General features: G+C 71.5%; 17 protein-coding genes. 7 read left to right on the forward strand and 10 right to left on the reverse strand.

All coding sequences use genetic code 11. From position 1 onward, the window contains the following. Nucleotides 1-45 precede the first annotated feature (45 nt). The gene (locus HNQ52_RS09580; RefSeq protein ID WP_183960919.1) at nucleotides 46-2,238 is read right to left on the reverse strand and encodes an RCC1 domain-containing protein; all 2,193 of its coding nucleotides are present in this window, start codon (nucleotides 2,236-2,238) and stop codon (nucleotides 46-48) included. Nucleotides 2,239-2,535: 297 nt separating this feature from the next. On the opposite strand from HNQ52_RS09580, the gene HNQ52_RS09585 reads away from it, so the two are divergent. Continuing rightward, nucleotides 2,536-2,973, forward strand: a complete 438-nt coding sequence (locus tag HNQ52_RS09585; protein WP_183960920.1) for a pyridoxamine 5'-phosphate oxidase family protein — start codon at nucleotides 2,536-2,538, stop codon at nucleotides 2,971-2,973. A 24-nt stretch (nucleotides 2,974-2,997) separates the two neighbouring features. On the opposite strand, the gene HNQ52_RS09590 is transcribed toward HNQ52_RS09585, so the two are convergent. Beyond that, nucleotides 2,998-4,386 carry a S8 family peptidase gene (locus HNQ52_RS09590; RefSeq protein ID WP_183960921.1) on the reverse strand — a complete coding sequence of 463 codons (1,389 nt, stop codon included), beginning with the start codon at nucleotides 4,384-4,386 and terminating at the stop codon, nucleotides 2,998-3,000. Nucleotides 4,387-4,632: 246 nt separating this feature from the next. On the opposite strand from HNQ52_RS09590, the gene HNQ52_RS09595 reads away from it, so the two are divergent. Beyond that, entirely contained in the window at nucleotides 4,633-6,537 is a 1,905-nt protein-coding gene (locus HNQ52_RS09595) for a tetratricopeptide repeat-containing diguanylate cyclase (RefSeq protein WP_183960922.1), read from the forward strand. A gap of 38 nt (nucleotides 6,538-6,575) precedes the next feature. On the opposite strand, the gene HNQ52_RS09600 is transcribed toward HNQ52_RS09595, so the two are convergent. Further along, nucleotides 6,576-7,976, reverse strand: a complete 1,401-nt coding sequence (locus HNQ52_RS09600; protein WP_183960923.1) for a delta-60 repeat domain-containing protein — start codon at nucleotides 7,974-7,976, stop codon at nucleotides 6,576-6,578. A gap of 189 nt (nucleotides 7,977-8,165) precedes the next feature. Between HNQ52_RS09600 and HNQ52_RS09605 the strand changes: the two genes are divergently transcribed. Further along, nucleotides 8,166-8,663 carry a GNAT family N-acetyltransferase gene (locus HNQ52_RS09605; protein WP_183960924.1) on the forward strand — a complete coding sequence of 166 codons (498 nt, stop codon included), beginning with the start codon at nucleotides 8,166-8,168 and terminating at the stop codon, nucleotides 8,661-8,663. A gap of 46 nt (nucleotides 8,664-8,709) precedes the next feature. On the opposite strand, the gene HNQ52_RS09610 is transcribed toward HNQ52_RS09605, so the two are convergent. Beyond that, on the reverse strand, nucleotides 8,710-10,371 hold the full coding sequence (locus HNQ52_RS09610; RefSeq protein WP_183960925.1) for a proprotein convertase P-domain-containing protein: 1,662 nt from the start codon (nucleotides 10,369-10,371) through the stop codon (nucleotides 8,710-8,712). A 125-nt stretch (nucleotides 10,372-10,496) separates the two neighbouring features. Here HNQ52_RS09610 and HNQ52_RS09615 point away from each other — a divergent pair, with 125 nt between their 5' ends. From HNQ52_RS09615 to HNQ52_RS09630, 4 genes are all read left to right on the forward strand, one after another. Next, nucleotides 10,497-13,442, forward strand: a complete 2,946-nt coding sequence (locus tag HNQ52_RS09615; protein ID WP_246387759.1) for a ligand-binding sensor domain-containing diguanylate cyclase — start codon at nucleotides 10,497-10,499, stop codon at nucleotides 13,440-13,442. Between the two features lie 103 nt (nucleotides 13,443-13,545). Next, nucleotides 13,546-16,011, forward strand: coding sequence for a winged helix-turn-helix domain-containing protein (locus tag HNQ52_RS09620; RefSeq protein WP_183960926.1), 2,466 nt, complete (start codon nucleotides 13,546-13,548; stop codon nucleotides 16,009-16,011). Nucleotides 16,012-16,134: 123 nt separating this feature from the next. Continuing rightward, the gene (locus tag HNQ52_RS09625; protein ID WP_183960927.1) at nucleotides 16,135-17,295 is read left to right on the forward strand and encodes a hypothetical protein; all 1,161 of its coding nucleotides are present in this window, start codon (nucleotides 16,135-16,137) and stop codon (nucleotides 17,293-17,295) included. 101 nt (nucleotides 17,296-17,396) lie between these two features. Next, nucleotides 17,397-17,681, forward strand: a complete 285-nt coding sequence (locus HNQ52_RS09630) for a hypothetical protein (RefSeq protein ID WP_183960928.1) — start codon at nucleotides 17,397-17,399, stop codon at nucleotides 17,679-17,681. A 66-nt stretch (nucleotides 17,682-17,747) separates the two neighbouring features. On the opposite strand, the gene mgtE is transcribed toward HNQ52_RS09630, so the two are convergent. The 6 genes from mgtE to ptsP form a co-directional block, all read right to left on the reverse strand. Further along, the gene (mgtE, locus tag HNQ52_RS09635) at nucleotides 17,748-19,109 is read right to left on the reverse strand and encodes a magnesium transporter (RefSeq protein WP_183960929.1); all 1,362 of its coding nucleotides are present in this window, start codon (nucleotides 19,107-19,109) and stop codon (nucleotides 17,748-17,750) included. Nucleotides 19,110-19,195: 86 nt separating this feature from the next. Next, nucleotides 19,196-20,410, reverse strand: coding sequence for an acyltransferase family protein (locus HNQ52_RS09640; RefSeq protein ID WP_183960930.1), 1,215 nt, complete (start codon nucleotides 20,408-20,410; stop codon nucleotides 19,196-19,198). After that, nucleotides 20,407-21,705 carry a class I SAM-dependent methyltransferase gene (locus HNQ52_RS09645; protein ID WP_343059294.1) on the reverse strand — a complete coding sequence of 433 codons (1,299 nt, stop codon included), beginning with the start codon at nucleotides 21,703-21,705 and terminating at the stop codon, nucleotides 20,407-20,409. Before HNQ52_RS09645 ends, HNQ52_RS09640 begins: the two co-directional genes overlap by 4 nt. Next, a complete protein-coding gene (locus HNQ52_RS09650; protein ID WP_183960931.1) occupies nucleotides 21,702-22,811 on the reverse strand; it encodes a hypothetical protein in 1,110 nt (369 codons plus the stop codon). Before HNQ52_RS09650 ends, HNQ52_RS09645 begins: the two co-directional genes overlap by 4 nt. Beyond that, on the reverse strand, nucleotides 22,808-24,277 hold the full coding sequence (locus HNQ52_RS09655) for a GMC oxidoreductase (RefSeq protein WP_183960932.1): 1,470 nt from the start codon (nucleotides 24,275-24,277) through the stop codon (nucleotides 22,808-22,810). Before HNQ52_RS09655 ends, HNQ52_RS09650 begins: the two co-directional genes overlap by 4 nt. Nucleotides 24,278-24,416: 139 nt before the next feature. Beyond that, the gene (gene ptsP, locus HNQ52_RS09660) at nucleotides 24,417-26,144 is read right to left on the reverse strand and encodes a phosphoenolpyruvate--protein phosphotransferase (protein WP_183960933.1); all 1,728 of its coding nucleotides are present in this window, start codon (nucleotides 26,142-26,144) and stop codon (nucleotides 24,417-24,419) included.

The raw sequence follows: 26,144 nt of genomic DNA on the forward strand, positions 1-26,144 counted from the left end.
GCGGTGCGCGGGTCCCGGTGGCGCAGCACGAGTGTTCGCGCGGAATTACTCGAAACCATCGCGCAGCACCGTCGGCGAGCGTTCGACCGGTGACGGCACGAGAACGTAAGCGAACGCTCCGTTACCGAGCTGGCCCGATGCGCCGTCGCCCCAGCATTTGATCGAGCCGCCGGACCGCAGCGCGCAGCTGTGGAAGAACCCTGCAGTCAAGGCAATGGCATCGGTCACCCCTTCGACTTTCACCGGCACGGTCGCGTTGCGATAGTCCCCATTGCCAAGCTGCCCGCGGTGTCCGAATCCCCAGCATTTCACGATTCCGTCTTCGGACAATGCACACGTATGATCGACCCCTGCAGCGATCGCGCTCACCGCAGAGACTCCGTTGACGAGCGCAGGGAACAGATTGCTCCCACGGACGCCGGTGCCACCGCCACCGAGGCCCGCTCCCCAGCACATGACGCTGCCTCCATCCATGCGTGCACAGGTATGGGCCAGGCCGCCGGCAACGGCCGTGGCCCCTTCGACCCCGACAGCCACTCCGAAGTGTCCGACAACATCGCCGTTGCCGAACTGGCCCCAGTAGTTGTCACCCCAGCATCGCACGATCCCCGCGCCATCGACCGCGCAGGTATGCGTCCGGCCTGCACCCAGTGCCCGTGTGTCGTTCACGCCCGAAATGGCGACAACGCTTCCATCCACGATGCCGAGTTCGCCGGCGAAGCCCGCGCCCCAGCATTGCACGGCGTCGTTGGCATTCAGCACGCAGGTGTGATTTGCGCTGGATCCGGATGCAATCGCCACTGCGGATTGGATGCCGGGCACGGTCAATGGCACCGCAGTCTGCTGGTTGGGTGGCATTCCCAGCTGCCCTTCGTCGCCGAGGCCCCAGCAGCTGACGTGTCCGTCCGACTCCAGCCCGCACGAGTGGTTATGCCCGGCCGCGAAAGACACCGCCTCGATGTCGACCGCCTGTTGCGGCGTCGCGAGGTCCGGGGAACCACCGTTTCCGAGTTGGCCGAAGCTGTTGTCGCCCCAGCATACAAACGAACCGCCGGCGCGGATGCCACACGTGTGATGGCCCCCGGCAATCAGTCCGACGGCGTCGTCTATTCCGAGCACGTCCACTGCGGTAGCGGAGCCGCCGAAGTGGCCGGTCCCCAATTGACCATCGTACGCACTTCCCCAGCAGAACACCCGGCCGTCCGCAACTGCCGCGCAGCTATGTCCGCCACCGGTGGCGACGGAAACGGGCTGTCCGAAATCGATCACGGTGGTTGGCGACAGCGCGGGGGCGGTATCGTTTGTTCCGCTCTGGCCGTACGTGTTGCGGCCCCAACACCGGACGCGTTGTTCCGCGGTCGTGATGCAGGTGTGGCCAGCCGCTGACAAGGAGGTCGCTCCGTCGATTCCCGGAAGCAGGGTCGGCGCCTGAGTCGGATCCGTGTGGCCCAGACCCAGTTGTCCGGACGTATTGTCGCCCCAGCACATCACCTGCCCGTCATCGACGATTGCGCAGGTGTGATCGGTTCCGGCGCCGATGCCGCCGGCATCCGCGACTTGTGCGACAACCGCCGGCACGGCGCTGAATCCCTCTGTGCCGACACCGAGTTGCCCGGCATCGTTGTTGCCCCAGCACGCGACGGAGCCGTCGACTCCTACCGCGCAGGTGTGGCGCTCGCCTGCATCCAGCATCGCGACACCGGTCAACGTCGCAACCGACACCGGAACGGCGCTTCCTTCGGCCAGCCCGTCTCCGAGCTCGCCCGATTGGCCGCGCCCCCAACATTTGACCGCCCCGTCGGCGACGCGTGCGCAGGTATGCTCCTTGCCGGCGGTGATTGCCGAGGCGTCGTCGATCCCGACCACCGCGACCGGGGTGCGGCGTTCCAGGAATCCGCCGTCGCCAAGTTGTCCCGCTCCCCCGGAGCCCCAGCATCGAATGCTTCCATCGGAAAGCAGTGCGCAGGTGTGCGAGCCACCCGCCGCAATCGCCACCGCGTTTTCGATGCTCTCGATGACCACCGGGTATGCGCTGTCGGTGTAGGTGCCGTTCCCCAGGCTGCTGGAGATGCCCCAACACAGGACGTTTCCGGCCAGCGTGAGCGCACAGGTGTGCGACGTGCCCGCTGCGACCTCCGCGACACCTCGCAGCAGGAACGGCTGCGCATGAACCGCGCCGCTCGCGAGCCAGGCGCCGAGCAGCAGGAGACCTGCCCGCAGCCGCGAGCTGGACTTCATTCAAACCTCCGGATCATGCGGCGCCTCCTGCGAGACCGGCAACGGAACGATACTGCCGCGTGGGCGCGGAATCTCTCGTCGTTCGGGTCCGCATCATGCAATGAACCGCGGCCGGGCGTGCGACACGAATCCGGCGGGCGGCATCCGCGCCGGGTTTTGCACGAGGCACCTATCGCAGGCGCGACGCGCGATGCGGCAGAACGCAGCGTTCCCGTGCGACGCACGGACGAGAAGCGTGTCGTCGGCAGCGGCGCGATCCTTGCAGGAACGGACATGGTCCAGCCCACGGAGCCACCCATGCCCACGATGACCCTGCACGACCTGGCAAAGAAGATGCGCGACATCGATTTCACGATGCTGTTCACGCAGACCGATGGCGGCGCGATGGCCGGCCGCCCGATGAGCAACAATGGCGATGTGGAGTACGACGGCGACTCGTACTTCTTCACCTCCGAGCACACGCGCATGGTGCGCGACATCGAACGCACGCCGCAGGTGACGCTGTCGCTGCAGGGCAAGCAGGGGCTGCTCGGCAAGCCGCCGATCTTCATCTCGGTGCAGGGCGCGGCGTCGCTGCTGCGCGACCGTGCGTCGTTCCAGGCGCACTGGAACAAGGACCTGGAGCGCTGGTTCGAACAGGGCGTGGACACGCCCGGACTCGTGCTGATCAAGGTGCACGCCACGCGCATCCACTACTGGGATGGCGAGGAGAATGGCGAGGTGGCGGTGGGCTGACGCGCGCGGCGCAGCACCGCTCTCTCAGGGCGATTCGAAGCCGTCGGCGAACAGGTCCGCGTCGAGCCGGAGCAGGGCGTCGAGGCAATCCAGGCGCGGGAACTCCAGTCCGTTCTTCGGATCGATGACGCGCACGGGCGAAGCCTTCAATGCCGCCTCCACGGCCTGCGCGGATGCGCCCGGCACGTGCGCACGCAGCACGGCTGCGCAGCCTGCCGCGAGCGGCGAGGCCTGCGAGGTGCCGGTGAACGTCGAGGTGCCGCCGCCCAGGCCCGAGGACGTGGTCGAGGCGCCCGGCGCGTACAGGTCGACGCGTGCGTTGCTGTTGGTGAAACACGTCGGCAGGTCGGGCACGGTGGCGTTGTCGCCGCAGCCGAAGAAGTTGTAGAACGTGTCGCCCTGGGCCGAATCGTAGACCGCGCCGACGGCGGTGGCGCTCGCGACGCAGGCCGGCGCTGCGATCGATGTCGCCGAGCGCTGGTTGCCGCTGGACACGAACACCTGCGTGCCGTTGGCGACGAGATTGTCCACCGCCACCGCCAGCGCCTGGGTGAAGCCGGTGCTGGTGTCGCAGGCGTCGGCAAACAGCGCGGCGGTGCCGAGGCTTGCGTTCACCACCGTGGTGTCGGGGTGGTTGACGCGCACCCAGTCGAGCGCGGCGACCACGTCGGAGCTGCAGCAGAAGCTGTTGTTTTCGTCGAGCACCTTGAGCGCGACGATCTCGGCGGACGAGGCTGCCCCGCGCGCGGCGACCGCACCGCCGCCGGCGAAGATGCCGGCCACGTTGGTGCCGTGGCCGTGATCGTCCTGCGCCGCGCCGGCACCGGCCTGGGTGTCGAGCAGGTTCGGGCAGCAGCCGGCGCTGCCCGCCATGCCCGAACAGAAGCACTGTTCGGCGACGATGCGGCCGCTGAAATCGGGATGGGTGCGGTCGATGCCCGAATCGATCACCGCCACCTTGGCGCCGGCGCCGGACAGTCCGAGTGCGAACACGTCGCTGACGCGCGACAGCACCGCGGCCTGCGCCATGTCGCCGTGGCCGCCGGCGTCGATGTCGATGCGGGTCACGTGCGGATCGTTGCGCAGCGCGTCGAGGCCGGCCCGCGTCACCTCGGCGGCAAAGCCGGGCACGTGCACGAAGCTGCGCCGCAGCCGCACGTCCGCGGCGCCGGTCTTGCCCAGGACCATGCCGCGCAGCGTCGCGATCTTCTCCGCGTGCTCGGCGTCCGTCTCGCCGACGCGCTTGGCCGGCGGTGCGAACATCACCAGCACGCGCACCTGCGACGCCGTCGCCAGCGCGGTGTCGACATCGGCGCCGACCTTGGCATGCGGCGCCTGTGCGGCGAGGCCCGGCGCGGCGCCGAGAAGCAGTGCGAGCCACAGGCCGCGCAGCGAGAAGGAATCGATTCGCATGGTGCAAGGTCCGTCCGTCGTGGTGCGATCCGCCGCAGCGCAGGCGTGGCATGCAGCGGCGCGTGCCGGTGCGCAGGCGACCAACCCTACCCGAACGCTCCCAAGCGCGAAAGCGTGTCGCACCTGGACCGTCCGCAGCAGCTCCAGCCCGGAACCTACCTGCGTGACGCCGCGAGGCGCGCGTGGCACAGTGTCCGCAACACATGCGGCGCTGCGCCGCGGAAACCGGCACAGGGGCGGGTTTCGATGCGTCGTTCAACCGTTGCGGGCTTGGTCCTGTCGGGTGTGCTGCCGGTCTTGCAGGTCGCGGTCGCGGCCGGGCCGGACGGCGCGCTGCCGCTGACCGTCGACGAACGCAACGCGGCGTGCAGCCAGGCCGAGGATGCCGATCCCGAGCGCGCGATCGCGCTCGCGCAGAGCGTGCTCGACGAGGGAGCCGTCCTCGGCGCGATGCAGCGGGCGGACGCCCTGGGCTGTCGCGGCTGGGCGCAGGCCTGGCTGGCGCGCAAGGACGAGGCGCGGCGCGATGCCTACGCCCTGCGCGAGCTGGTGCAGGGCCTGGAACGCGGTGCCGAACGCGTGCGTCTGACGCGTCGCGCCGGCGGCATCCTGCACCGCAGCGGCGATCGCGTCGGCGCGCTCGATCTCTACGCCCGGGCCGTCGGCGACGCCGAGGCGCAGGGGCTTGAATCCGAGCGCATCCCGCTGCTGGCCAATCTGGGTGTGCTGCATTCGGAATTCGAGGAACACGCCCGCGCGCAGGTCAATTACGAACAGGCGCTGGCGCTGATGGAGCGCCTCGGCGATTTCCGCTACGAAGCGCCGGTGCGCTACAACCTCGGGCTCAATCTCACCGGGCAGGATCGCGACGCCGACGCGGTGCCGCATCTGCGGCGCGCGCTGGAACTGATCCGCGACACCGGCATGGGCGGTCCCATGCAGGAGCTCGGCGCCAGCATCGCGCTGGCCGGCGCACTGCAGCAGACCGGGCAAACGGTCGAAGCGCAGGCGCTGCTCGAGCGCGCGCGTGCGATCGACATGCCGGCGCCCGATCCGTCGATGGAGCTGCAGCTGCGCCTGATCGAAGCCGGTCAGCGCGCGGACGCGGGCGATGTCGCCGGTGCGCTGGCGCTGATCGATGCGGTGGAACCCGGCCCCCTGACCGAAATCCAGCAGTGGGACTGGCTCAAGCGGCGCGCCGATCTGCTCGAACGTCTCGGCCGGCATGCCGACGCCAACCGCGTGCTGCACGCGATCAACACGCTGCGCGAAACCTATCTGCGCCACCAGAACCACGAGCGCCTGGCCGCGCTCGACGCGCACATGCGCGACCGCGAGCAGCGCCTCGAAGTCGAGCGCCTGCAGGCCGCCGCGGACACGCAGGCGCGCCGGCTCGAAGTGCGCGATCGGCTGCAGGGCGCGACTGCGGTCGTCGCGGGTCTGCTGCTGCTGTTCGGCGGCGCGGTGCTGCTGTGGCAGCGGCGCATGAACCGCCGGCTCTTCCTGGCCAGCCACACCGACGCACTCACCGGTCTGTCCAACCGGCGCGCGATGACGCAGCGCCTGCGCGCGCTGGCGTTGCAGCCGCAGGGCGACACCGCGCTGCTGCTGATCGACCTGGATCTGTTCAAGCGCATCAACGACGAGTACGGACACGATGTCGGCGACCAGGTGCTCGTCGCCTGTGCGCGCAGGCTGCAGGGCGACGCCGGCGCGGACGCCATCGTGTCGCGCTGGGGCGGCGAGGAGTTCATCGTATTGCTGCCGCATTGCGATGCGCAGCGCGCGCGCGCCGCGGCCGATCGTCTGCGCACCGTGCTGGCGCAGCCGGTGCCGACCGACAAGGGGCCGGTGCAGACCGGCGCCTCGCTCGGCTACGCCAATCTGCCGCTGCCGGGGCCCTGCCACCCCGACGCCTGGCACGCGAGCCTGCAGTTGGCGGACAGCGCGCTGTACCTTGCCAAGCGCGCCGGCCGCGATGCGTGGGCGGGTTACTGGATCGAACACGCCATCGCCGACTGGCCGGCGGAGCGGCTGGGGCGCGAGGCGCATCTTGCGCGCTCGCTGCGCGTCATCGAGCCGCAATCGTCGCGCCCGCTGCGCGAGGCGGTGACACTGGTGGCGCCGCACGGCGCCCCGTCTCCCGGCTGAGTTTTCGTCGTCGCCGCGGCGGCGGTCCGGTCGCGCTCCTATTCCATGCCGTCGGCGAAGATGCGGGCGGACTGCAGCCGCAGCACCACGCTGGCGTCGCGCTGGTCCGGCGCGATGTAGGCCGGCATGACGCCCGCGACGACGACGCGGCCGTCGGAGAAGCCGATCGCGGTGGCGCGATCGTCGCAGATGAGGCAGTCCGGCACGTCCATCGCCACGCGCTTGACGCCGTTGCCGTCGAAGCTCGCATCGAGCGTGCCGTCGAACAGCGACCGCGCGAGGAAGATGTCGCGATGGTTGGCGCCGCCGTTCGGGTCGATCCAGCCGGCGGCGGTGATGCGCCGCGCCGCGTCGATCGCGAGCGCGTCGATCGAGGTGCCTTCCTCGCGACCGAGCGGAAGGAAGCCGCCGTCGCCGAACGTGGTGTCGAGTGCGCCCGTGCTGCGCACGCGCAGCAGCAGCGTGCCGGGCACCACGTCGGGCAGGTTGGAGACGTTGATCGACGCCACCTGCGAATCGTTGAGCGGATCGGACGCGAGTGCGCCGACGCTGTAGCTGCCGAGCAGATCGAGCATGAGCACACCGTCGTCGCCGAACGATGCATCGAGTTCGCCGTCGACGGTGGTGCGCACCAGCAGCGGACGCTGGCGTTCGCCGGGATCGGTGTAGGTTTCCTCGTGCCCGCCGAGCACGATGCGCCCGTCGCCGTCCACGCTTGCCGCCACCGCGCGCTCCACGCCCCATGAGCCGTCGCTGCCTTCGCGTCCGAAGCTGAAGTAGCCGGCGTTTCCGAAGCCGGCATCGAGCACGCCGTTGGCATCGAACCGTGCGGCCAGCATGTCGGGCAGGCCGCCGTGCCCGCAGCTGCCGCACTGCCCGGCGAGCACGATGCGCCCGCTGGCGTCGCGCGTGCTGGTGGTGAACAGCAGCTGGGCGCCGGACCACGGCTGGGTGGCGGTGACGCGCTTGCCGCCGCTGCCGAAGCCCGGATCGAGGTCGCCGGACGCGGTGAGCCGCGCGAAGGCCGGCCATTGCGACGGCGATCCGTCCACCCCCGCCACGCCCGCCACGAGCAGTCCGCCGCCGGGGGCGGGAAACACGCCGAGGGCGCGGTCGTCGCCGCCGGCCACCAGATCGAAGGCGATGACGACGAACCCGTCCACGCCGAACTGCGTGTCGATCTGGCCGTCGGCGCGGAACCGGACCAGGGCCATGTCGCGGTTGTTGTCGCCGCGGTCGGCGAACCCGGCGAGCACCACACTGCCGTCGGGCAGCGTCGCGAGGGCCTGTGTCTGGACCTGCACGAACTCCTGCTCCGGCCACAGCGCGGCCGCGCGGCCGTCGCCGGAGAAGGTCGGATCGAGGTTGCCGGTGTCGGCCTGCGCGGCAGGAAGCGCAAGCGCGAGCGGAAGGGCGAGGCGGCGCAGCGTCGTGGACATGGGCATCGGATCCTGCAGGGGGCGATGCCCGGAACAACGGCGGCCGGCGCCGCGCGGGGCCAGCGCCTGCCGTGCCGTCGGGCCTCGCGGACCGCCTTCGGCGCGCGCCATTGCAGACCCGCGCCGCGCGAGGCTGTATGCTGCGCGACCCTCCGGTCTTCCGCTCCGGCGCGCGCATCGGCAATCGCCGTGCCCGAGCCCGCCGCAGCCGCGCTCGCCGCGTTGCCGTACCCGGGGTCCACCCCGCCGGATCGCGCGCGCCGCGCGCGTCCCCATCACGGAATCCTTCGCTCCGATGTCCATCCAAAGCCGGGCACTGCCCTGAAACCGCAGGCCCTCACGCTCCGCGCCGACTGGCACTACGAAACGAGCGATCACCGCCGGCACTACGTGATCCGCGCCCTGGTCGACAACCGGATCGCCGGGCGCGCGCACGGCTGGTTCGAACCGGGGCGCCAGTTCGTGCTGGAGAAGATCGAGATGCACCGCTCGCAGCGTTCGCGGGGGTACGGCTCGGCGCTGATCGAGCAGCTGCGCCACAAGGCGCGCGAGAAGGGGTGCCGGGAGCTGGTGTTCCGCAGCGTGCGCGACAGCAACACGCGCGCGATCAAGCTGTACGCATCGCTGGGCGCGCGTCCGGTGCGGACCTCCGAGCACATGTGCGCCTTCGTGCTCACGCCGCCCTGAGTGCGGCGGCCTGCGCGGTGCAGGCCGCCGTTGCGGTCGCTGCCGCTCAGTGCACGCGCGAGCTCGCGACCGCGAAGTCGCCGGACACGCCGCCGGTGCCGCCGACGATCTCCCACTCGGGCGCAGGCGCGGACGAGGGCCGCACGATGAAGCGGCTCGCGCCCGGCGTGGTGCTCCCGCGCCAGACCGCATAGTCGGTGAGGCGGTCGCCGTCGTAATCGCCGCCGAGCGAGGTGTCGCCGGTGATGCCGAACTGCACCTCGGCGCCCGTGACGCCGGTGCCGGCGTCGCGCGTGAGGTGGAAGCGGTTGCCGCCGCTGGTGCGCCGCACCGTCGTGTCGAAGCGGGCATCGCCGCTGAAATTGCCCGGAATGATGAAATCGCTCGAATTGCCGAGCACGAACTGCGCGAGCTGCGCGCCGCTGCGGCCGTCGAGGATCGTGAAGCGGCCGGCCGAGGGCATGGTCGGATCGGCTTCCTGCACGCTGACGTCGGCGAGACCGTCGCCGTTCGTGTCGAAGCCCGAGGTGGCGAAGGCATCGCCGTCCACGCCGAAGCCGGTGAAGACCGTCGTGGCCGCGCCGCTTGCCGTGGCGCGGATGTGCACGGTCATCGGGCCGTCGCCGTCGCCGATCGGCGGTGCGCGGAACAGCGCGAGATCGTCGCGGCCGTCGCCGTCGTAGTCGCCCGATTGCGTCGGGTCGTCGCCGTCCTGGCCGAAGACGATGGACACCACCGGATCGATGCTGCGCGAGGAGCGGCGGATCTGGAACGTGCCCGTGGTCGGGGTCCAGACGGTGGGGTCGGCGATGCGATCGCCGTCGTAATCCAGCGCATCGATGAAATCGGTCGTGGGGTTGCCGAGCAGGAACGTGACGGCCTCCGCCTCGGCCACGGCCGTGCCGTTGCCGGTGTTCGCACGCACGCTCCACTGGATGTCGGCACCGACGCCGCGTGCGAGCACGTAGTCGCTGAGCCCGTCGCCGGTGAAGTCGGCGAAGACCTTGTTGGTGCAGTGCGACACGGCGAGCGAGCCCTTGGCCGTCGCCGCGGGACTCATGACGATGCTCTCGAAGCCGTCGCCGAAGATCTCCGGCGCGCTGTCCTCGATGATCAGTTCGGCGAGCGCCACCGTGCCGAGGTCGCCGCCGGCCGCGTCGCGCACCGTGAGCGTCCAGGTGCCGTTGGCTTCGGCGGGCACGAGGCCGCCGAACACGCCGGTGAGCGAGGTCGGGCAGCCGCCGTTGTCCGAGCGCCCGGGGGCGCCGGCGGTGGTGGCGCTGTACGTGCCCGGGGCCACCACGGCATCGGTGCCGGTGGCGGCGAGGGCCGCGGCCCACAGGTCGCCGCCGTCGTCGGCGAATTCGTAGGTGCCTCCGAGATTGGAGCTGTCGCCGTTGGTGGAGGTGCGTGCCGTTCGCACGCGCGAGAACACGGTCATGCGGGCGCGGCCATCGGGCGACACGAGCACGGCATCGAGATCGCCGATCCAGGTGTGCGTGATCTGCAGGCGCAGCCGCACGGTGCGCGTCGGCGTCGCGAGGCCGCCGACCTCGAACGGCACGACCAGGCCCGGCGTTGCGTTGTCGGGAATCGCGCCGGAACCGACCTGCCCGGGGAAGGTGAAGGTCGCGCCCCAGGCCTGCGGGCATGCGATGCACAGCAGCCATGCCAGCCGCATGGCGACCGAACGCGGGATCTTGTTCATGGATGTCCTCGTGATGTGGGTGCGGGGCGGATCTGATCGGATACGGCAGACGCCACCGGATCGGGACATCGCGCGGGCGGCCACCCGCAATCGACGCCACCGGCGGCTGCTACGATGGCTCGGGCTTGGCGACCGCCGCAAGCGACGGGCCGGATTTGCGCGGACATCGTGAACACAGGGGATGGAATTCGCTGCTGCTGGCGTGCGGCCTGCTGTGCTGCGCGCCCGTCTTCGCACTGGATCCCGAACGCGCCATCGGCCAGCTCACCCATGTCTGGTACGAGAACCAGCTGCCGCAGGGCACCGTGCTGTCGATCGCGCAGCGCGACGACGGATCGATGTGGTTTGCCACGTACGGTGGCCTGGTGCGCCACAGCGGCGCCGGATTCGACAGCATCGACCAGCGGGTCGCGCCGGCGCTGCGCAGTTCGGCGATCACCGCCGTGCATGTGGACCGCGCCGGCACGCTGTGGGTCGGCACGCTCAACGGCGGGCTCTACCGTCGCCGCGGCCGTGCGCTGGAGCCGATGCCGCTGCCCGAACGCATCGAGAGCGTGTTCGGCATCGTGCAGGACCGTGCCGGCGCGCTGTGGCTGACGACCAATGCCGGCGTGGCGCGCATGGACGCCGACGGCACCCGCCTGCTCGGCATCGACAGCGGCTTTCCGCCGCGCGGGTTCTATCGCGCGATCGTCGCCGATGCGCAGGGCGGCGTGTGGATCGCGGCCGATGGCCTCGGCGTCGTGCACTGGCACGACGGGGCGGTGGAGATTCTCGACACCGGCCGCGGCCTGCCGACCAATGCCGTGTACAGCCTCGCGATCGACGCGTCCGGCACGGTGTGGGCGGGCACGCAGGCCGGACCGGTGCGTTATCGCGACGGCGGCTTCGAGCGCGAACCGCGCGCCGCCGCGCTCGACGACAAACGCATCTACTCGCTGTTCGGCGACAGCGACGGGACGCTGTGGTTCGCGCCGCTCGGTGTCGGCATCTGCCGCCTCACCGCCTCGCGCTTCGATTGCGACGGCACGCTCGCCGGCATGCCCGGCGAAACCGTGCGCTCGATGTTCGAGGATCGCGAAGGCAATGTGTGGATGGGCACCACGTCGAGCGGTGTGCACCGCTTCAGCGACTCCAAGCTCGTCACGGTGACCGGCGCGATGGCCTCCAACGCGGTGCGCGCGGTGTACGAAGACGCGACCGGCACGCTCTGGGTCGGCACCGACGGCGCCGGCCTCGCGCGTTACGCCGATCAGGTGCTGCAGCCGGCCGACGGGATCAACGCACGGCTCCCGAGCAGGCTGGTGCGTGCGATCGAGGCCGACGCGGCCGGCAACCTGTGGGTCGGCGGCACCGAAGGTGCGAGCCGCATCGCCCCGGACGGCAGCGTGCGCAATTTCGGCATCGCCGACGGTCTGCCCGGCACCATCGTCTTCGCCTTCGCGCCGGCCCGCGATGGCGGGATGTGGGTCGGCACGCTGCAGGGCGTGGCGCGCATCGATGGCGACCGCGTCATCGGGATCGAGGGCACCCGTGGCGACGATGTGCGCGCGCTGCACGAGGACGCCGACGGGCGCCTGTGGATCGGCCTGCGCAGCGGCTTGCGCTGCCTCGCGGCCGGCGTGCTCGATCGCTGCGGGACGGACGGTTTGCCCGGCATGAGCGTGTTCGCGTTTCGTCCCGAAGCCGATGGCGATCTGTGGCTCGGCACCAGCATCGGCATGATGCGTCTGCGCGACGGCAAGGTGGCCGCGTTCACGCAGCGGGCGGGGTTCTACGGCGACGCGGTGTTCGCGATCCTCGACGACGACGACGGGTTCTTCTGGGTGAGTTCCAATCGCGGCATCGCGCGCATCGCCCGGGCCGATATCGAGGCGCTCGATCGCGGCGAGGTCGCGCAGATCGAGCCCGTCTGGTTCGGCAAGGACGACGGCATGCTGTCGTCGCAGGCGAACGGCGCCTCGCAGACGCCCGCATGGCGCAGCCGCGACGGCCGGCTCTGGTTCGGCACCGCCAACGGCGTGGTGATCGTCGACCCCGACCGGCTGCTGCGCAACGCGCTGCCGCCGCCGGTGGCGGTGGAGCAGGCGCTGGTCGACGGGCGCGACGTCGATCCGGACGATGTCGGCCGCATCGGGCCGGGCGTGGGCCGCATCGAACTGCGCTACGCGGCGATGAGCTACGTGGCCCCGGCCGCGGTGCGCTACCGCTACCGCATGCAGGGTTTCGATCGCGAGTGGATCGATGCCGGCACCGGCCGCTCGGCGGTGTACACCAACCTGCCACCGGGCCCGTACGAATTCCGCGTGATCGCAAGCAACAACGACGGCGTCTGGAACGACACCGGCGCCAGCGTGCGTTTCGCCATCGTGCCGAGCTGGTACGAAACATGGTGGTTCAGGGCGCTGGCGGCGCTGGCGGCCCTCGGCTTGCTCGCGGCCGTGTATCGCGTGCGGCTGTGGCGCCTGCACGAGCGCGAGCGCGAACTCACGCGCGAGGTCGCGCAGCGCACCGAAGCCCTGCGCACGGCCAACGCCCAGCTGCAGCGCCTGGCCTCGCTCGACGGCCTCACCCGCATCGCCAACCGCGGCGCGTTCAACGTGCAGCTCGCGCTGGCATGGCAGGCGCACGTCGCGCGCGGCGAACCGCTGTCGGTTCTGCTGTGCGACATCGATGCGTTCAAGGCCTACAACGACAGCTGCGGACACCTTGCCGGCGATGCGGCGCTGACCGCCGTCGCCGGCGCGCTGTCGGACGCGCTGCGCTCGCCCGCCGACCTTGCCGCGCGCTACGGCGGCGAGGAGTTCGCCGTGCTGCTGCCGGCCTGCGGCGTCGCGCAGGCGCACACGGTGGCGCAGCGCTTGCTCGATGCCGTGCGCGCGCTGCGCATCGATCACCCCGCGTCGGAGGCCGCGGCGCACATCACGATCAGCGTCGGTGTGGCGAGCACCGAAGGCCTCGCCGTCGATGCGTCCGACGACCTCGTCCGGGCCGCGGACCAGGCGCTGTACCGCGCCAAGGCCGGCGGACGCGACCGCGTCTGCGGTTCGGCGCAGGCGTCGCGCCAGTGACGCGCATCGCCGCCTTGCACGCATCCGCGGCGCGCCGCACCATCGCGGGCATGCATCGTGCTGGACACCCTGCGACCGATCGCGCAACGGCGCGCGCCGGTCGATGACGGACAACGTCGCCGGACCGGGCCGCGAGTATCGTTTCGGCGCCTTCGTGCTGCAGCCTGCGGCGCGCAGGCTGCTGCGCGACGGCGAGACCGTGGTCTGCCCGCGCCTGGTGTTCGACCTGCTGCACTACCTAGTCGAGCACCGCGAGCGCGCGATCGGCCGCGACGAACTCGCCGCGGCCGTGTGGCGCCGGCCGGACGTGGCGGACGTGCAGATCGGCCAGGTGGTGCTGCGCGCGCGGCGCGCGGTCGGCGACGACGGCAGCATGCAGCATTCGATCGCGACCGTGCCGGGGTTCGGCTACCACTGGGTCGCGGCCACGCAGGCGGTGCCGGATGCGACCCCGATGCCGGCCCGCGCGACGGTGCCGGAGTCCGCAACCCGGCACGAACCCGCGATGCCGGACGAGCCCGTACGCGACGCCGTCGGAGAGGCGCCGCCGCCGAATGTCGACGCTGCGGCTCCGCGCGGCGACACCCCGCGCACCGAGCCGGCAGGTGCACGCACCCGCGGCCGTCTGCTCTTCGCCGCCGCCGTCGTCGTCGCCGTGTGTCTCGCGGCCGCGCTGCTTGTCGCCCGGCAGGGGCGCGATGCGGCGACGCGCGATGCGCCGCCGCCCACCGTCGCCGCGACGCCCGCCGCGGCGTCGGGCGTGCTGCTGCTGCCGCTGCGCGTGCAGGGGCGCAGCGAAGACGCGTGGTTGCGGCTGGGCGGCATGGATCTGGTGGCCGATCGGCTGCGTGCCGCCGGCGTGTCGGTGCCGGCGAGCGAAAGCGTGCTGGCCGCGCTGCGCACCGTCGAGGGCACGCCCGACGCCGCACGCGGCGCACTGCGTGCGGCGTTCGGCGACCTGCCGGTGGTCGAGGGCGAAGCCGCGCGCGCGGCGGACGGAACGTGGACGGTGGCGCTGTCCGCGCGCTCGGCCGACGGCCTGCCGCGCAGCGGCACTGCGCGCGAAGACGATGCGGTGGCGGCCACCATTGCCGCGGCCGACGCGCTGGCCGCCGCGCTTGGCGGCACGCCGTCCGGCGATCCGGCGAGCGCGCTCGATGCCGACGCCGACTGGCGCCGTGCGCGCGCCGCGCTGCTGGCCAACGAAGTCGATGTGGCGCGCACCATCCTGACCACGTCGCGCTCGCTCGCCGCGCGCCCGCTCGACCGCGCCGTGCATCTGGCCCAGGTGGACGTGCGCGCCGGCCGTCTCGCCGAGGCCGAGACGGCCCTCGGCGCGACGCTGGCGCAGCTGCCCGCAGACGCCGCGACCCTGCGCGCCCAGGCGCACATCGTGCGCGGCTCCGCACGCGCGCGGCTCGGCCGGTTCGACGCCGCATGGCAGGATTTCGACGCCGCGCTCGCCTCGCTGCCGGCCAACGCCCCGCCGCTCGAACGCGCCCGCGCGCTATCGGGCCGCGGTTCCTCCGCGGTGCCGTCGGGCCGGTTTGACGACGCGTTCGCCGACATGGGTCAGGCCCGCAGCCTGTTCGCCGCCCTCGGCGATCCCTTCGGCACGGCCCGCGTCGACGCCAACCTCGGCATGCTTGAGCTGTACCGCGCGCGGCCCGCCGCGGCGCTGACCCACCTCGACGCCGCGGCCGCCGGGCTGCATGCCTTCGGCGCCGAGCACGAATGGCAGGTGGTGCTCACCGCCCAGGTCGAGTCGCATCTGGCACTGCTGCAGCACGACGCCGCCGGCGCCGCGGCCGAACGCGGCTGGTCGCGCCGCGCGCATGCGCGCGATCCCGAGCAACGCAGCGATATCGCGCTCAACCGGGCCGAGGTGCTGCTGGCCGGCGGCCGCCATCGCGAGGCGGCCGCGCTGCTGGCCGATCCGCAGCTCGATGCGGCGCAGGGAACGGTGCTGCGGGCGCGCGTCGGCAGCCTGCGCGCGCGGCTCGCGCTGCGGCAGCGGCGCTGGAAGGACGCGGCCACGCTGGCCCATGCGGCGCTGGCGGCATGGCCGGCGCAGGGCGCCGAGCGCGAACGCGAGCGGTTGGCGCTGGTCGAGCTGCGTGCCTGGATCGCGCTCGGCGAGGTCGCTGCAGCGCGCACGCTCGCACAGCGGCCGCCGTCGCCGTTCCTGCTGGCCGACGACCTGGCCTGGCGCGAACTTGCGCAGGCGGCCTGGCGGCAAGCGCAGGACAACAGGCGCGGCGAGCTCGACACGCTGCGCGCCGCCATCGCCGCCGCCGGCGAGAGCGGCGTGCCGGCCACGCTCGCGGCCGTCGCCGAAACTGCGGTCCCGGCGTTGCTGGAGCTGGGGCGGCCGGACGAGGCGCGCGCCCTGGCCGGTCGGGTGGCGTCCTTTGCGGCGAACGATTTCGATTGCGCGCTCGTTCAGGTGCGGGTGCTGCACGCCGACGGCGCAGTCGATGCCTGGCGCGCGGCGCTCGAGACCGCCCAGGCGCTGGCGGGCGAACGCGAGGTCCCCGCGGCGTTGCGGACCCCGCCTTCCGCGCGCTGACGCCGAATCTCACGGCCCTGTTGCGGATCGCGAACGCATCGCGAATGCCGTGGCCGGAGGCATGCTCCAGAGTGGGCGAGGCGGCGTCGTGACGCCGCCGCCCGTCCCGCTGGAGCCTTGTCGATGCGCCGAATCCTTGTTGTCTGCGTGTGGTCCTGTCTGACCGTCCTGCCGCTGCGTGCGGCCGAAGTGACCTTGGAAGAACTTGCGTCCCCGCCGTTCGCCGGCACCGCGGGTGTCTCGAACATCGCCGCCGACGGCACCGTGGTCGGCACCGGCTGGCCGGACGCGATGGTGGTGCGCTGGCAGCCGGGTCAGCCGCCCGAAAACCTCGGCGGCGACACCTTCACGCTCGAAAACATCCTGCCGCTGATCTCCGCCGACGGCGGCACCATCGCCGCAAACGTCTACGTGCCCGTGGAGCCGGGCAATCCGAAGGCCGGCCTCGTCGGCAAGGCAGCCCTCTGGCAGGGAGAAACCACCTGGGCGCCGATCGACGGCGCCGTGCTGGCGCAGGCGACGCCGTTCGGCCTGTCCGACGACGGCCGGTTCCTTGTCGGTGCCGGCTGGGTCGACGTGTTTCCGGACGAGGACGCGGTCGAGCATGCGTGGATCTGGTCCGCCGAGACCGGCCAGCAGCTGCTCGGTGCGGTCGACGGACTCTCCTGGGCCCAGGCATGGGCGGTGTCGAACGACGGCACGGTCGCGGTCGGTTTCGCCGACGCCGCGCCGGACGACTTCACCCGGCACGGCGTCCGCTGGGACGCCGGTGTCGCGCAGCGCATCCGCGACGCGCAGGACCGTCCCGTCGGGCAGGCCATCGCCTGCAACAGCGACTGCTCGATCATCGTCGGTGCCGGCTTCACCGCGGCCGGCGGATCGGGCCAGGCCTGGCGCTGGACGGCGGCCGGCGGCGTGCAGTTCCTCGGCGAGATTCCCGGCGCCCCGCCCGACATCACCTATTACGCCTTCGATCTCACCGAAGACGGCGCGATGATCGTCGGCTCGTACCCGGTGTTCGATCCGGTGCAGGGGTCGATCAACCACGGCTTCGTGTGGAGCGAGGCGAGCGGGCTCGTCGACATCGTCGATTTTCTCGCCGCGCACGGCATCGACTACGGCGCGGACTTCAACGAACTCGTGGTCAACGCCATCACCCGCGACGGCAGCAAGCTGTTGCTCAACGGCGGCAACGCCGACTATCAGCGCCAGCGCGCCATCGTGCACATCGCCCAGGCGCCGCCGCAGGTGTTCGCCGACGGCTTCGAGTCGCAGCTTCCGTAGCGCTGCGGCGCGCGCGCGGTGCCCGGATACGCGAGGTCCGGGCTTGCGTCGGGGCGCAGCATCGCGGTTTCATGCCCGGACACCTCCGACGGAAGCCGACCATGACGCACTACCGCACCGCGCGCGCGCTCGCCACATTCGTCGTGTGGGCGGGCTGGTTCATCGTCGGCATCTGTGCCGCGATCGCCGTCGCAAGCGTCGTCATGCGTACGCCGGCCGGTGCGCTGACGTTTTATCCGATGGCGGTGGGCGTGGTCGTTGCGCTGTTCGGCTGGCTGTGCCGCGCGGTGTTCGACATCGCCGACGCGGTGCGCAGCAAACCGACCGTGGTCTCGCAGGAGCCGCCGAGCCGTCCGTTTCCGCTCAGCGTCAGCGACATCGGTTGACGCTCGCAGCAGCGTCGCTTGCGGCCCGACGCGGCGGCAAGCGCCTCGCGATGCACGGCCGTGCGCTCAGCCCAGCAGGATCAGCGTCCCGAGGCCCAGGAAACTGACGAAGCCGATCACGTCCGTGGCGGTGGTCAGCACCACGCCGCCGGCCAGCGCCGGATCGAGGTTCAGGCGCCGCAGCGTGATCGGCGCCAGCACGCCGACCAGCGCGGCGGCGAGGAAGTTGCTCATCAGCGCGATGCCGATCACGAGCCCGAGTTTCCAGTCGTGGAACCAGGCCCAGGCCACGCCGCCGACGACGCTGCCGAGGATCAGGCCGTTGACGGAGGCCACGCGCACTTCCTTCCACACCAGCGCCCTGAGATTGCTCGCGCCGACCTGCCCGAGCGCGAGGCCGCGGATCATCAGCGCCAGCACCTGGGTGCCTGCGTTGCCGCCCATGCCGGCGACGATGGGCATCAGGATCGCGAGCGCCACCACGCGCTCGAGCGTCTGCGCAAACTGCCCGACCACGGCCGATGCGAGAAATGCGGTCACGAGGTTCACCGCGAGCCAGATCACCCGCCGCCGCACCGCGCGCGGCACCGGGCTGAAAAGATCCTCGTCCTCGCCCAGACCCGCGGCGCTCAGGGCCTGGTGCTCGGCGCGTTCGCGGATGATGTCGACCACGTCGTCGATGGTGATGCGGCCGAGCAGGATGTTGTTCTCGTCGACCACGGGTGCCGACAGCCAGTCGTGGTCGGAAAACTGGTTGGCCACCGTGCTTTCCGGCGTGGTGACCGGAATCGCGGCCTGCTCGTCGTCGATGAGCTCGTTGATCGGCGTCGCCGGCTCGTGCGTGACCAGCGCGCTCAGCGCCACACGGCCCAGATACTGGTGGCGGCGGCTCACGACGTACAGATGATCGGTGTGGTCCGGCAGTTCGCCGCGCAGGCGAAGGAAACGCAGCACCACGTCGACGGTGGTGTCGGCGCGCACCGTCACCACGTCCGGATTCATCAGGCGGCCCGCGGACTCCTCCGGGAACGACAGCACCTGCTCCAGCCGCTCGCGGTTGTCGCGATCCATCGACTTGAGCACTTCCTCGATGACCTGGTCGGGCAGGTCTTCGACCAGGTCGGCGAGGTCGTCGATGTCGAGGTCTTCGACCGCGGCCACCAGTTCGTCCGGATCCATGTCCGCGATGAGGCTTTCGCGCACGTCGTCGCCGACGTGCACCAGCACCTCGCCGTCGTCTTCCGGATCGACCAGGCCCCACACCACCTCGCGCTTGCCCGGCGGCAGCGATTCGAGCAGGTTGCCGATCTCGGCCGGCGACAGCGTGTTGACCAGTCGCCGCACCGGGCCGAGGCGGCCGCTGTCGAGCGCGTCCGACAGCAGACGCAGCTGGCGCGCGGTCTTGTCGTGACGGATGGCGTCGGCCATGGCGAGATCCGGTGAGGCTGCGGCGGGCGGGGTAGCGCGGCATTATCCGCGCTGCATCGTGCGCCGCGCCAGCGACGCGTGCGCGATCAGCGCGACGGCGTGGCGGTGGTCGCTGCCGGCTCGGCAACCGTGCGCGCGGGACGACGTCGCAGGCGCAGCATCGGCCGTTCGACCAGATGCCACGAGGCGATCGCAAGCAGCAGCGCGGCCGGGAACGCGAACAGGGTGATCTGCGTCGGCGTCGGGGCGCCGAACAGGTGCACCGCGAGCTGCTGCATCGGGAATGCCCACAGATACAGGCCGTACGAATAGTCGCCGGCGCGGTTGAACCAGAGCAGGTGCCGCGGCACGTACCCGAACCACAATGCGCCGTAGGCCAGCGCCGGAAGGAAGGCGTGCAGGTACCAGTCGGTGCCGTGCAGCAGCCATGCGATGCCGATCAGCGCGGCGAGGATCCACGCGTTCAGCGGCAGCGATTGTCGCAGCAGCCACGCCACGGCGCCGAGCGCGAACGCGCCCGCCATCGGCAGGAACGGTTCGAGCCGCAGCAGCGGCAGCGATCCGGGCCACAGCTGCGCGACCAGTGCCAGCAGCAGCAGCGCCGGCAGCGCAAAGCGCGCCCGCGCCAGCAGCCCGAGCGCGCCGAGCACGGCCAGCCACGCGTACACGCGCACCTCCGCCGGCAGCGTCCACAGCGAGCCGTTGACCGAGCGGCGCGGGTGCGTCTCGAACACGCCCGGCAAGGTCCATTGCATGTCGATCGGGAAGCGCAGGTTGTGGGTGATGTAGCGCCAGGTCTCGGCATGCGAGAAATACGCGCCGCGGTCCAGCGTGGTGACCGCGGCCCCGAGCACCAGCGCCGACAGGACGAGGCACGCCGCATACCCGGGCACGATGCGCAGCGCACGCGCCGCGAGGAACGCGCCCAGTTCGCGCCGCCGCAGCCAGCTGCCGGTGACGAGGAACCCGCTGATCACGAAAAACACGTAGACCGCGATGCTGCCGGCATAGACGCCCACACCGCTGCGCGTGATCAGGTCGACCGCGCCGGGCATGCCGCTGATCGCATGGCTGTGCGCGTACAGCACGAGCGATGCCGCGAGCATGCGCAGCAGCAGGAGGTTGTCGCCGGGTCCGGCCATCGCATCGGCCAGGCTGCGGTAGCGACCGGGCGCCGCCGGTTGCGCGCCCTCGACGACGGGCAGCGCCGCCACGCGCGGCCGCCGCCGCAGCGTGCGCACGCGCGGCGCCGCCAGCGCCAGTGCGCACAGCACCGCGATGACGATCTCGAACTCGCTCACGCCGCGCCGATGGACGCGTCCCGCACCGACGTCTGCGGCGCAAGCCCGGGACGGTGCGCGCATGCGATGTCGCGCTGCAGGGCAAACACCGCCAGCATGTGCGTGGGGGTGATGCGGCCGGCCTGCATCTCGGCCTCGTCGCGCGCATGCACGCGGTCGATGAAGTGGCGGTCGAAGACGTGCCCGGCATCGAAATGGTGGCCGAACCCGCGGTCGATGAACGGATCGATGATGTTGCCGAATCCGAGGAACACCTCCACGCCGAACCGCTCCAGCAGCAGCGGCAGCACGTCCTGCGCGCGCACGCCCTCGAAGCCTTCCACCGAACAGTCCCAGTCGAGGAAGTCGTCCTCCTGCCGCTGCAGCTGCAGGTTGTAGCGATACGACGGCGGCAACTGCTCCCAGAACTCGCGCACGATCGCGGCGGCCTCCGGCCAGCGCTGGTGGCCATTGCGGCCGATCATGTCGGACACGACGAAGCGCGCCTGCGGCTGCAGCGCCGCACGCACCGCATCGAACAGCGCCTCCAGCTCGAGCACGTGGTGCAGGCTCTGGTTGGCCATGATGCCGTCGTAGCGGCCCTCGGGCGTCCAGCGGTTGAAGTCGCCCTGCACCGGCAGCACGCGGCCTTCGAGCCCGGCTTCATGGGCCAGCGCCGCGCCGCGTTCGAGCATGGCCGGATTGATGTCCATGCACTCGAAGGTGAATTGCGTCAGGCCGCGCCGCACCAGGGCCTGCGCGATGCGGATCTCGGCATCGCAGTTGCCGCAGCCAAGGCTCACGAAGCGCGGCGCGGCGGCGCCGGTGTGCCGCGCCGAGAGAAACAGATGATGCGCGAGGAAATCCTCGGGGTGTTCGCAGTCGAACGCCTGCAGCATCGGACGCAGGTAGGCATTCGACCAGTAGTGGAAGATCGGCGGCAGGTCGTGCACCTGCACCTGATCGGCGAAAATGCGGGTTTCCTGTGCGATGCGGTCTTCGTAGCTTGGTGGCGCTGCGGCGGTGTCGGCGGTGTCGGCGGTGTCCGAGGTCTCGCCGCTCTCGGTGGGGATATCCACGGCCGGCGCTGCGGCCTCGCCCGCGCAGCTCGCGGGAGCCGCGACCGCATCCGCAGTTGCAGCGGCGGTCTCGGGCGCGGGATCGCTGTCCGACGCAGGCGGCGGTTCGGCGGCCGAGTGCGTGTCGGCGTCGTAACCGGGCAGTCGCCGCCACATCGCACGCAGTGGCTCGCGCAGCGCGGCGGGCAGCGCCGCCACCGCCGGCAGCACCATCGCCTTGAGCGTGTTGCGGTTCACGGCGTCGCCGGGTCGAGGATGTGGAAGTCGCCCACGGCCAACTCCTCGCCGGTCTCGACGTCGCGCAGGAACAGCGGCACCACGCGCGGCGATTCGATCAGCGCCAGCGGCACGCGCGCGGTGACGGCGGTGTCGCCGCGCGTGGCGCGCAGGCGGTCGTCGCCGAAGCGCAACTGCACGCGGCGCGGCGCGCAGGCAAGCTGGAACCACAGCCCGAGCGATCCGTCCGGCAGCGGATTGGCCGCGATGCCGGCGCGCGTGGAGGTCGGTCCCCAGCCGGTGACGGCGCAGAACACCTCCGAGCGGCTGCCGTCGGCGCGTTGCACGCGCTCGGCGCGTTCGCGCACCACCAGTTCGCCGATCGGCTGCGCGACTTCGCGCATCGGGTCGTAGAGCTCGATCGGATACCGCCCGGGTCGGGCCAGGATGCGTGTCTGCTGTTCGCCGAACAGGCCCGAGGTGAATCCGCTTTCCTGCACCTGCGTCGGTGCGGCGACGCCGTCGATGCGCACCACCGCCCAGCTCGGCACGCCCTGGGCCTGGAACCAGAGCCCGCTGTGGCCGTCGGGCTGCAGGTTGAACGGCATGTCCTGTTCGGTCGATTGCGGTCCCCATGCGGTGATCTGCGCGATCGCCGGTGCATCCGCATCCGTCGGGGTCTTCGGCGCCGGTTCCTCGTCGATTACCGTCGCAGGCGCGTCGCCGAGCGCGAGCCAGCGCAGGCCCGCCAGTTCGCATTCGGTGCGGCTCAGTTGCCAGCCCTCGATCTGGCACAGCGCCGCGTCGGCGAAATCCGCGGCGATCGCTGCGGCGATCCGCGTCTCGACCTGCGCCGTCTCGCCCGCGAGCGGGCCGATGCGCGTGTCGAGCGCCTGCGCGAGCGTGGATGCGGTCCATGCCTGCTCCTGGCTCGACAGCCAGGCCTGTCCGACCTCGGCCGTGCCGTCGAGTGCGCCGAGCATGGCGTCGAAGCCCGTCCCGAGCCCGGTCGCCGCCTGCCGGCTGCCCGACACAAGCGAGCCCAGCCGTTGCCACGGCAGCACGAAGGCGACCGCGGTGCCGCCCGCGGCGAGCGCGGCGACGAAGGTATCGCGACGGGTGATCATGCGGTCTCTCCCGCCGTTTGCCCGGCCAGGCGTTCGGCCATGCGCACCGACAGCGCCACCAGCGTGAGTGTCGGATTGGAATAGCCGTGGCGCGGAAACAGCGCGCTGCTGGCCACGTGCAGATTGGAAAGATCGAAGATGCGGCCGTGCGGGTCGGCGACGCCGTCGCGTTCGTCGCGCGCGAACCGCACCGTGCCCAGATGATGGTTGGCGCCCAGCACGCCGGCGCGCAGCGCCGGGCTGTCCTGCACCGTGCGACGCGAGCGTCCGAGCCCGAGGCGTGCGAGCGTGCGGCCGGTTTCGTCGAAGAAGGCCAGTGCCGAAGCGATGTCGCTCTCGTGCAGATGCCAGTCCAGGCGCAGGCGACGCAGTCCGAGCGCGCAACGTTCGTCCACCAGCGTGACGCGGCTGTCCTCGTGCGGGCGCGGCTCGACGATGGCCTGCACGGCGTAGTGCCAGTACTCGCCTGGCGAAAAGCCGAGCGCGCGCTGGCCGCCGTACCGCGCCAGCAGCGGTTCGGGCTTCGGCTGCGGATCGAGCATCATGCAGACGTTCTGGAAGCTGCCGTCGCGGATGCGGTCGGCGTGCGGTGCCAGCACCGGCATCACCGGCACGCCGTCGTCGCCGAAGCGGCCGTAGCGCAGGCCGGCCGGCGCCAGCAGCAGGCCCGGCCGCACGCCGTAGTGGTCGGCGAAGCCGCGGCCCAGATGCGGCGAGTGCAGGCCGACGCCGTCGTCGCTGCCCGCACCGCGCAGATTGAGCAGATGCCGGGTGGTCTCCAGGCCACCGAGCGCGAGCACGAACTGCGTCGCGCGCACCGTGCGGGTCGCGCCGTCGAGCGGTTTGACCGTGGCCGAGACGATGCGGTCGCCCTCGCGCCGCAGCGCCACGAGGTTGGCATGCAGCAGGCAGGTGAGGTTGGACTGGCGGTGCAGGTCGTCCTCGTACCGCGTGCCGAAGCGCGTCGGCGGACTGAAGCGGAACAGCCGCTGCGCCACCGCGGCATCGTCCGGCAGCGCCAGGCAGGCGCCGGGATGGCGTTGCGACAGCGCGGCCACGTCGTAATCGGTGGCGGGAATCTCGAGCCAGCGATGCGCGGCGTCGAGGTAGGGCGCGATCGTCTCCGGCCCGAACGGCCAGCCCGGTGTCGACCAGGCCGACGGCACCTCGAAATCGGTGGCATCGAACGGTTTGCACCAGCCGCCCCAGTGGCCGGACGTGCCGCCGAGCATGCGCCGGCGCGATGCCTCGATGGCGTAGCGCTGCGGCCCGACCTCGGCCCGGTACAGCTCCAGTTCGCGCTCGTCCGGCGTCGAGCGTCCGCCGCCTTCGAGCAGCAGGACGCGCCAGTCGGGCCGGCGGCGGGCGAGTTCGAGCGCGAGCGTGATGCCGGCAGGGCCGGCGCCGACGACGCAGACATCGGCGGCAAGGTCTGCAGTTGGGAGGCGTGCGATATCGTCGATCAAGTCCGTTCCCGGGACACAGGGCTGGTCGGTGCCCGGCGACACCCCTGCGCCGGTCGGCATGTGCTTCTGGATCCCCGGCATCGGCGCCGCGGGGGTCTGCACCTTACCCGACGCCGCGCCCCGCAGGCAAAACCGATGCTCAGTCCAGGCGCGCGAGCACCGCGAGAATGGCGTCGCGATCGCGCGCCCGCAGCAGCGCCGCGCTGCGCTTGCGCAAGGCGGCGTGCTCGCAGCCGCGCACCGCGTTGCGCACCTCCAGCATGGTGCCCGGATGCATGCTGAAGTCGGTCAGGCCCAGCGCCAGCAGCACGCGCGTGTAGCGGATGTCGCCGGCCAGCTCGCCGCACACGGCCACCGGTTTTCCGCAGCGTCGGCCGGTCGCGATCACATCGTGCAGCACGCGCAGGACGGCCGGATGCAGCGGCGAGGCGATGTCGGCCACCGCGTCGTTGCCGCGGTCGGCGGCGAGCAGGTACTGCACCAGATCGTTGGTGCCGATCGAGACGAAATCCATCGTGTCGATCATGGTCGGCAGGGCCAGCGCGGCCGCCGGGACCTCGATCATCGCCCCGATATCCAGATGGTCGGCGATCTCGAAACCTTCGGTGCGCAGGTCACGCGCGCAGTCCACCGCGAGCGCGCGGACCTGCAGCATCTCCTCGCGGCAGGTCACCATCGGCACGAGGATGCGCACGAAGCCGTAACCCGAGGCCCGCAGCATCGCGCGCATCTGGGTGCGGAACAGCGCCGGCCGTGCGAGCGACAGGCGCACGCCGCGCAGGCCCAGCGCCGGGTTGGGTTCGCGTGCCAGCGACACGCCGCTGGCGTCGGCCTTGTCGGCGCCCAGATCGAGCGTGCGCAGCGTCACCGGCCGGCCGTTCATGCCGAGCACGAGGTCGCGGTACGCGGCGAACTGCTCGTCCTCGGTCGGCAGCTCGCGCCGCTGCAGGAACAGGAATTCGGTGCGATACAGTCCGACACCCGCGGCGCCGAGGCGAAACGCTTCGGCCACGTCCTCGCGCGACTCGGCGTTGGCGTGCAGGTTGATCTCCACGCCATCGACCGTGCGCGACGGCGCGCTGCGCAGCCGCTGCAACGCACGCTGTTCGCGCTGCTCGCCGCGCCGCAGCCGGGCGAAGTCCTTGAGGTCGGCCGGGCCCGGTTCCACCACGACGCGGCCGCTGCTGGCGTCCACCAGCAGCGTGTCGCCGTCGTTGACGTGCTGCAGCGCCTGGTGTGCGCCCACCACCAGCGGCAGGTGCAGGCTGCGCGCGAGGATCGCGCTGTGCGACAGCGGGCTGCCCTGTGCCGCCACCACCGCAACGCAACCGCTCTCCACCAGTTGCGCCAGCTCCGCGGGCGCCACCGTGTCGCACACCAGCACCTCGCCGGCGAGGCCGTGCGCGGCGTCGATCTCGCCGCCGCCGTCGCGGTGCAGCGCGGCGTAGACGCGGCCGATCACGTGGTCCAGATCCTCGCGCCGGCTGCGCATGTACGGATCGTCCATCGCGTCGAACACCGCCGCGATGCGGTCGCGCTGCAGCTTCAGCGCGTAGCCGGCCGAATAGCGTGCGGTGCGGATCAGCTTGTCGAGACCGCCGATGAGCTCGGGGTCGTCGAGGATCAGCGCGTGCAGATCGAGGAACTCGCCGAGTTCCTGCGCCAGCGCGCCCTGCAGCTGTTCGCGCATGCGTCCGAGTTCGGCGCGCGTGGATTCCAGGGCCCGATGCAGCCGGTCGATTTCGCTGTCGACGGCGTCGGCCGCGATGCTCTGTTCGCCAAGGTCCAGCGCGTGCGGTTCGCGCACCCGCGCCCGCCCGATGGCAAGGCCCCGCGACGCGACCGCGCCGGTGAACTCCAGCCGCAT

It is taken from the genome of Chiayiivirga flava, assembly GCF_014202825.1.
Taxonomy (GTDB): domain Bacteria; phylum Pseudomonadota; class Gammaproteobacteria; order Xanthomonadales; family Xanthomonadaceae; genus Chiayiivirga; species Chiayiivirga flava.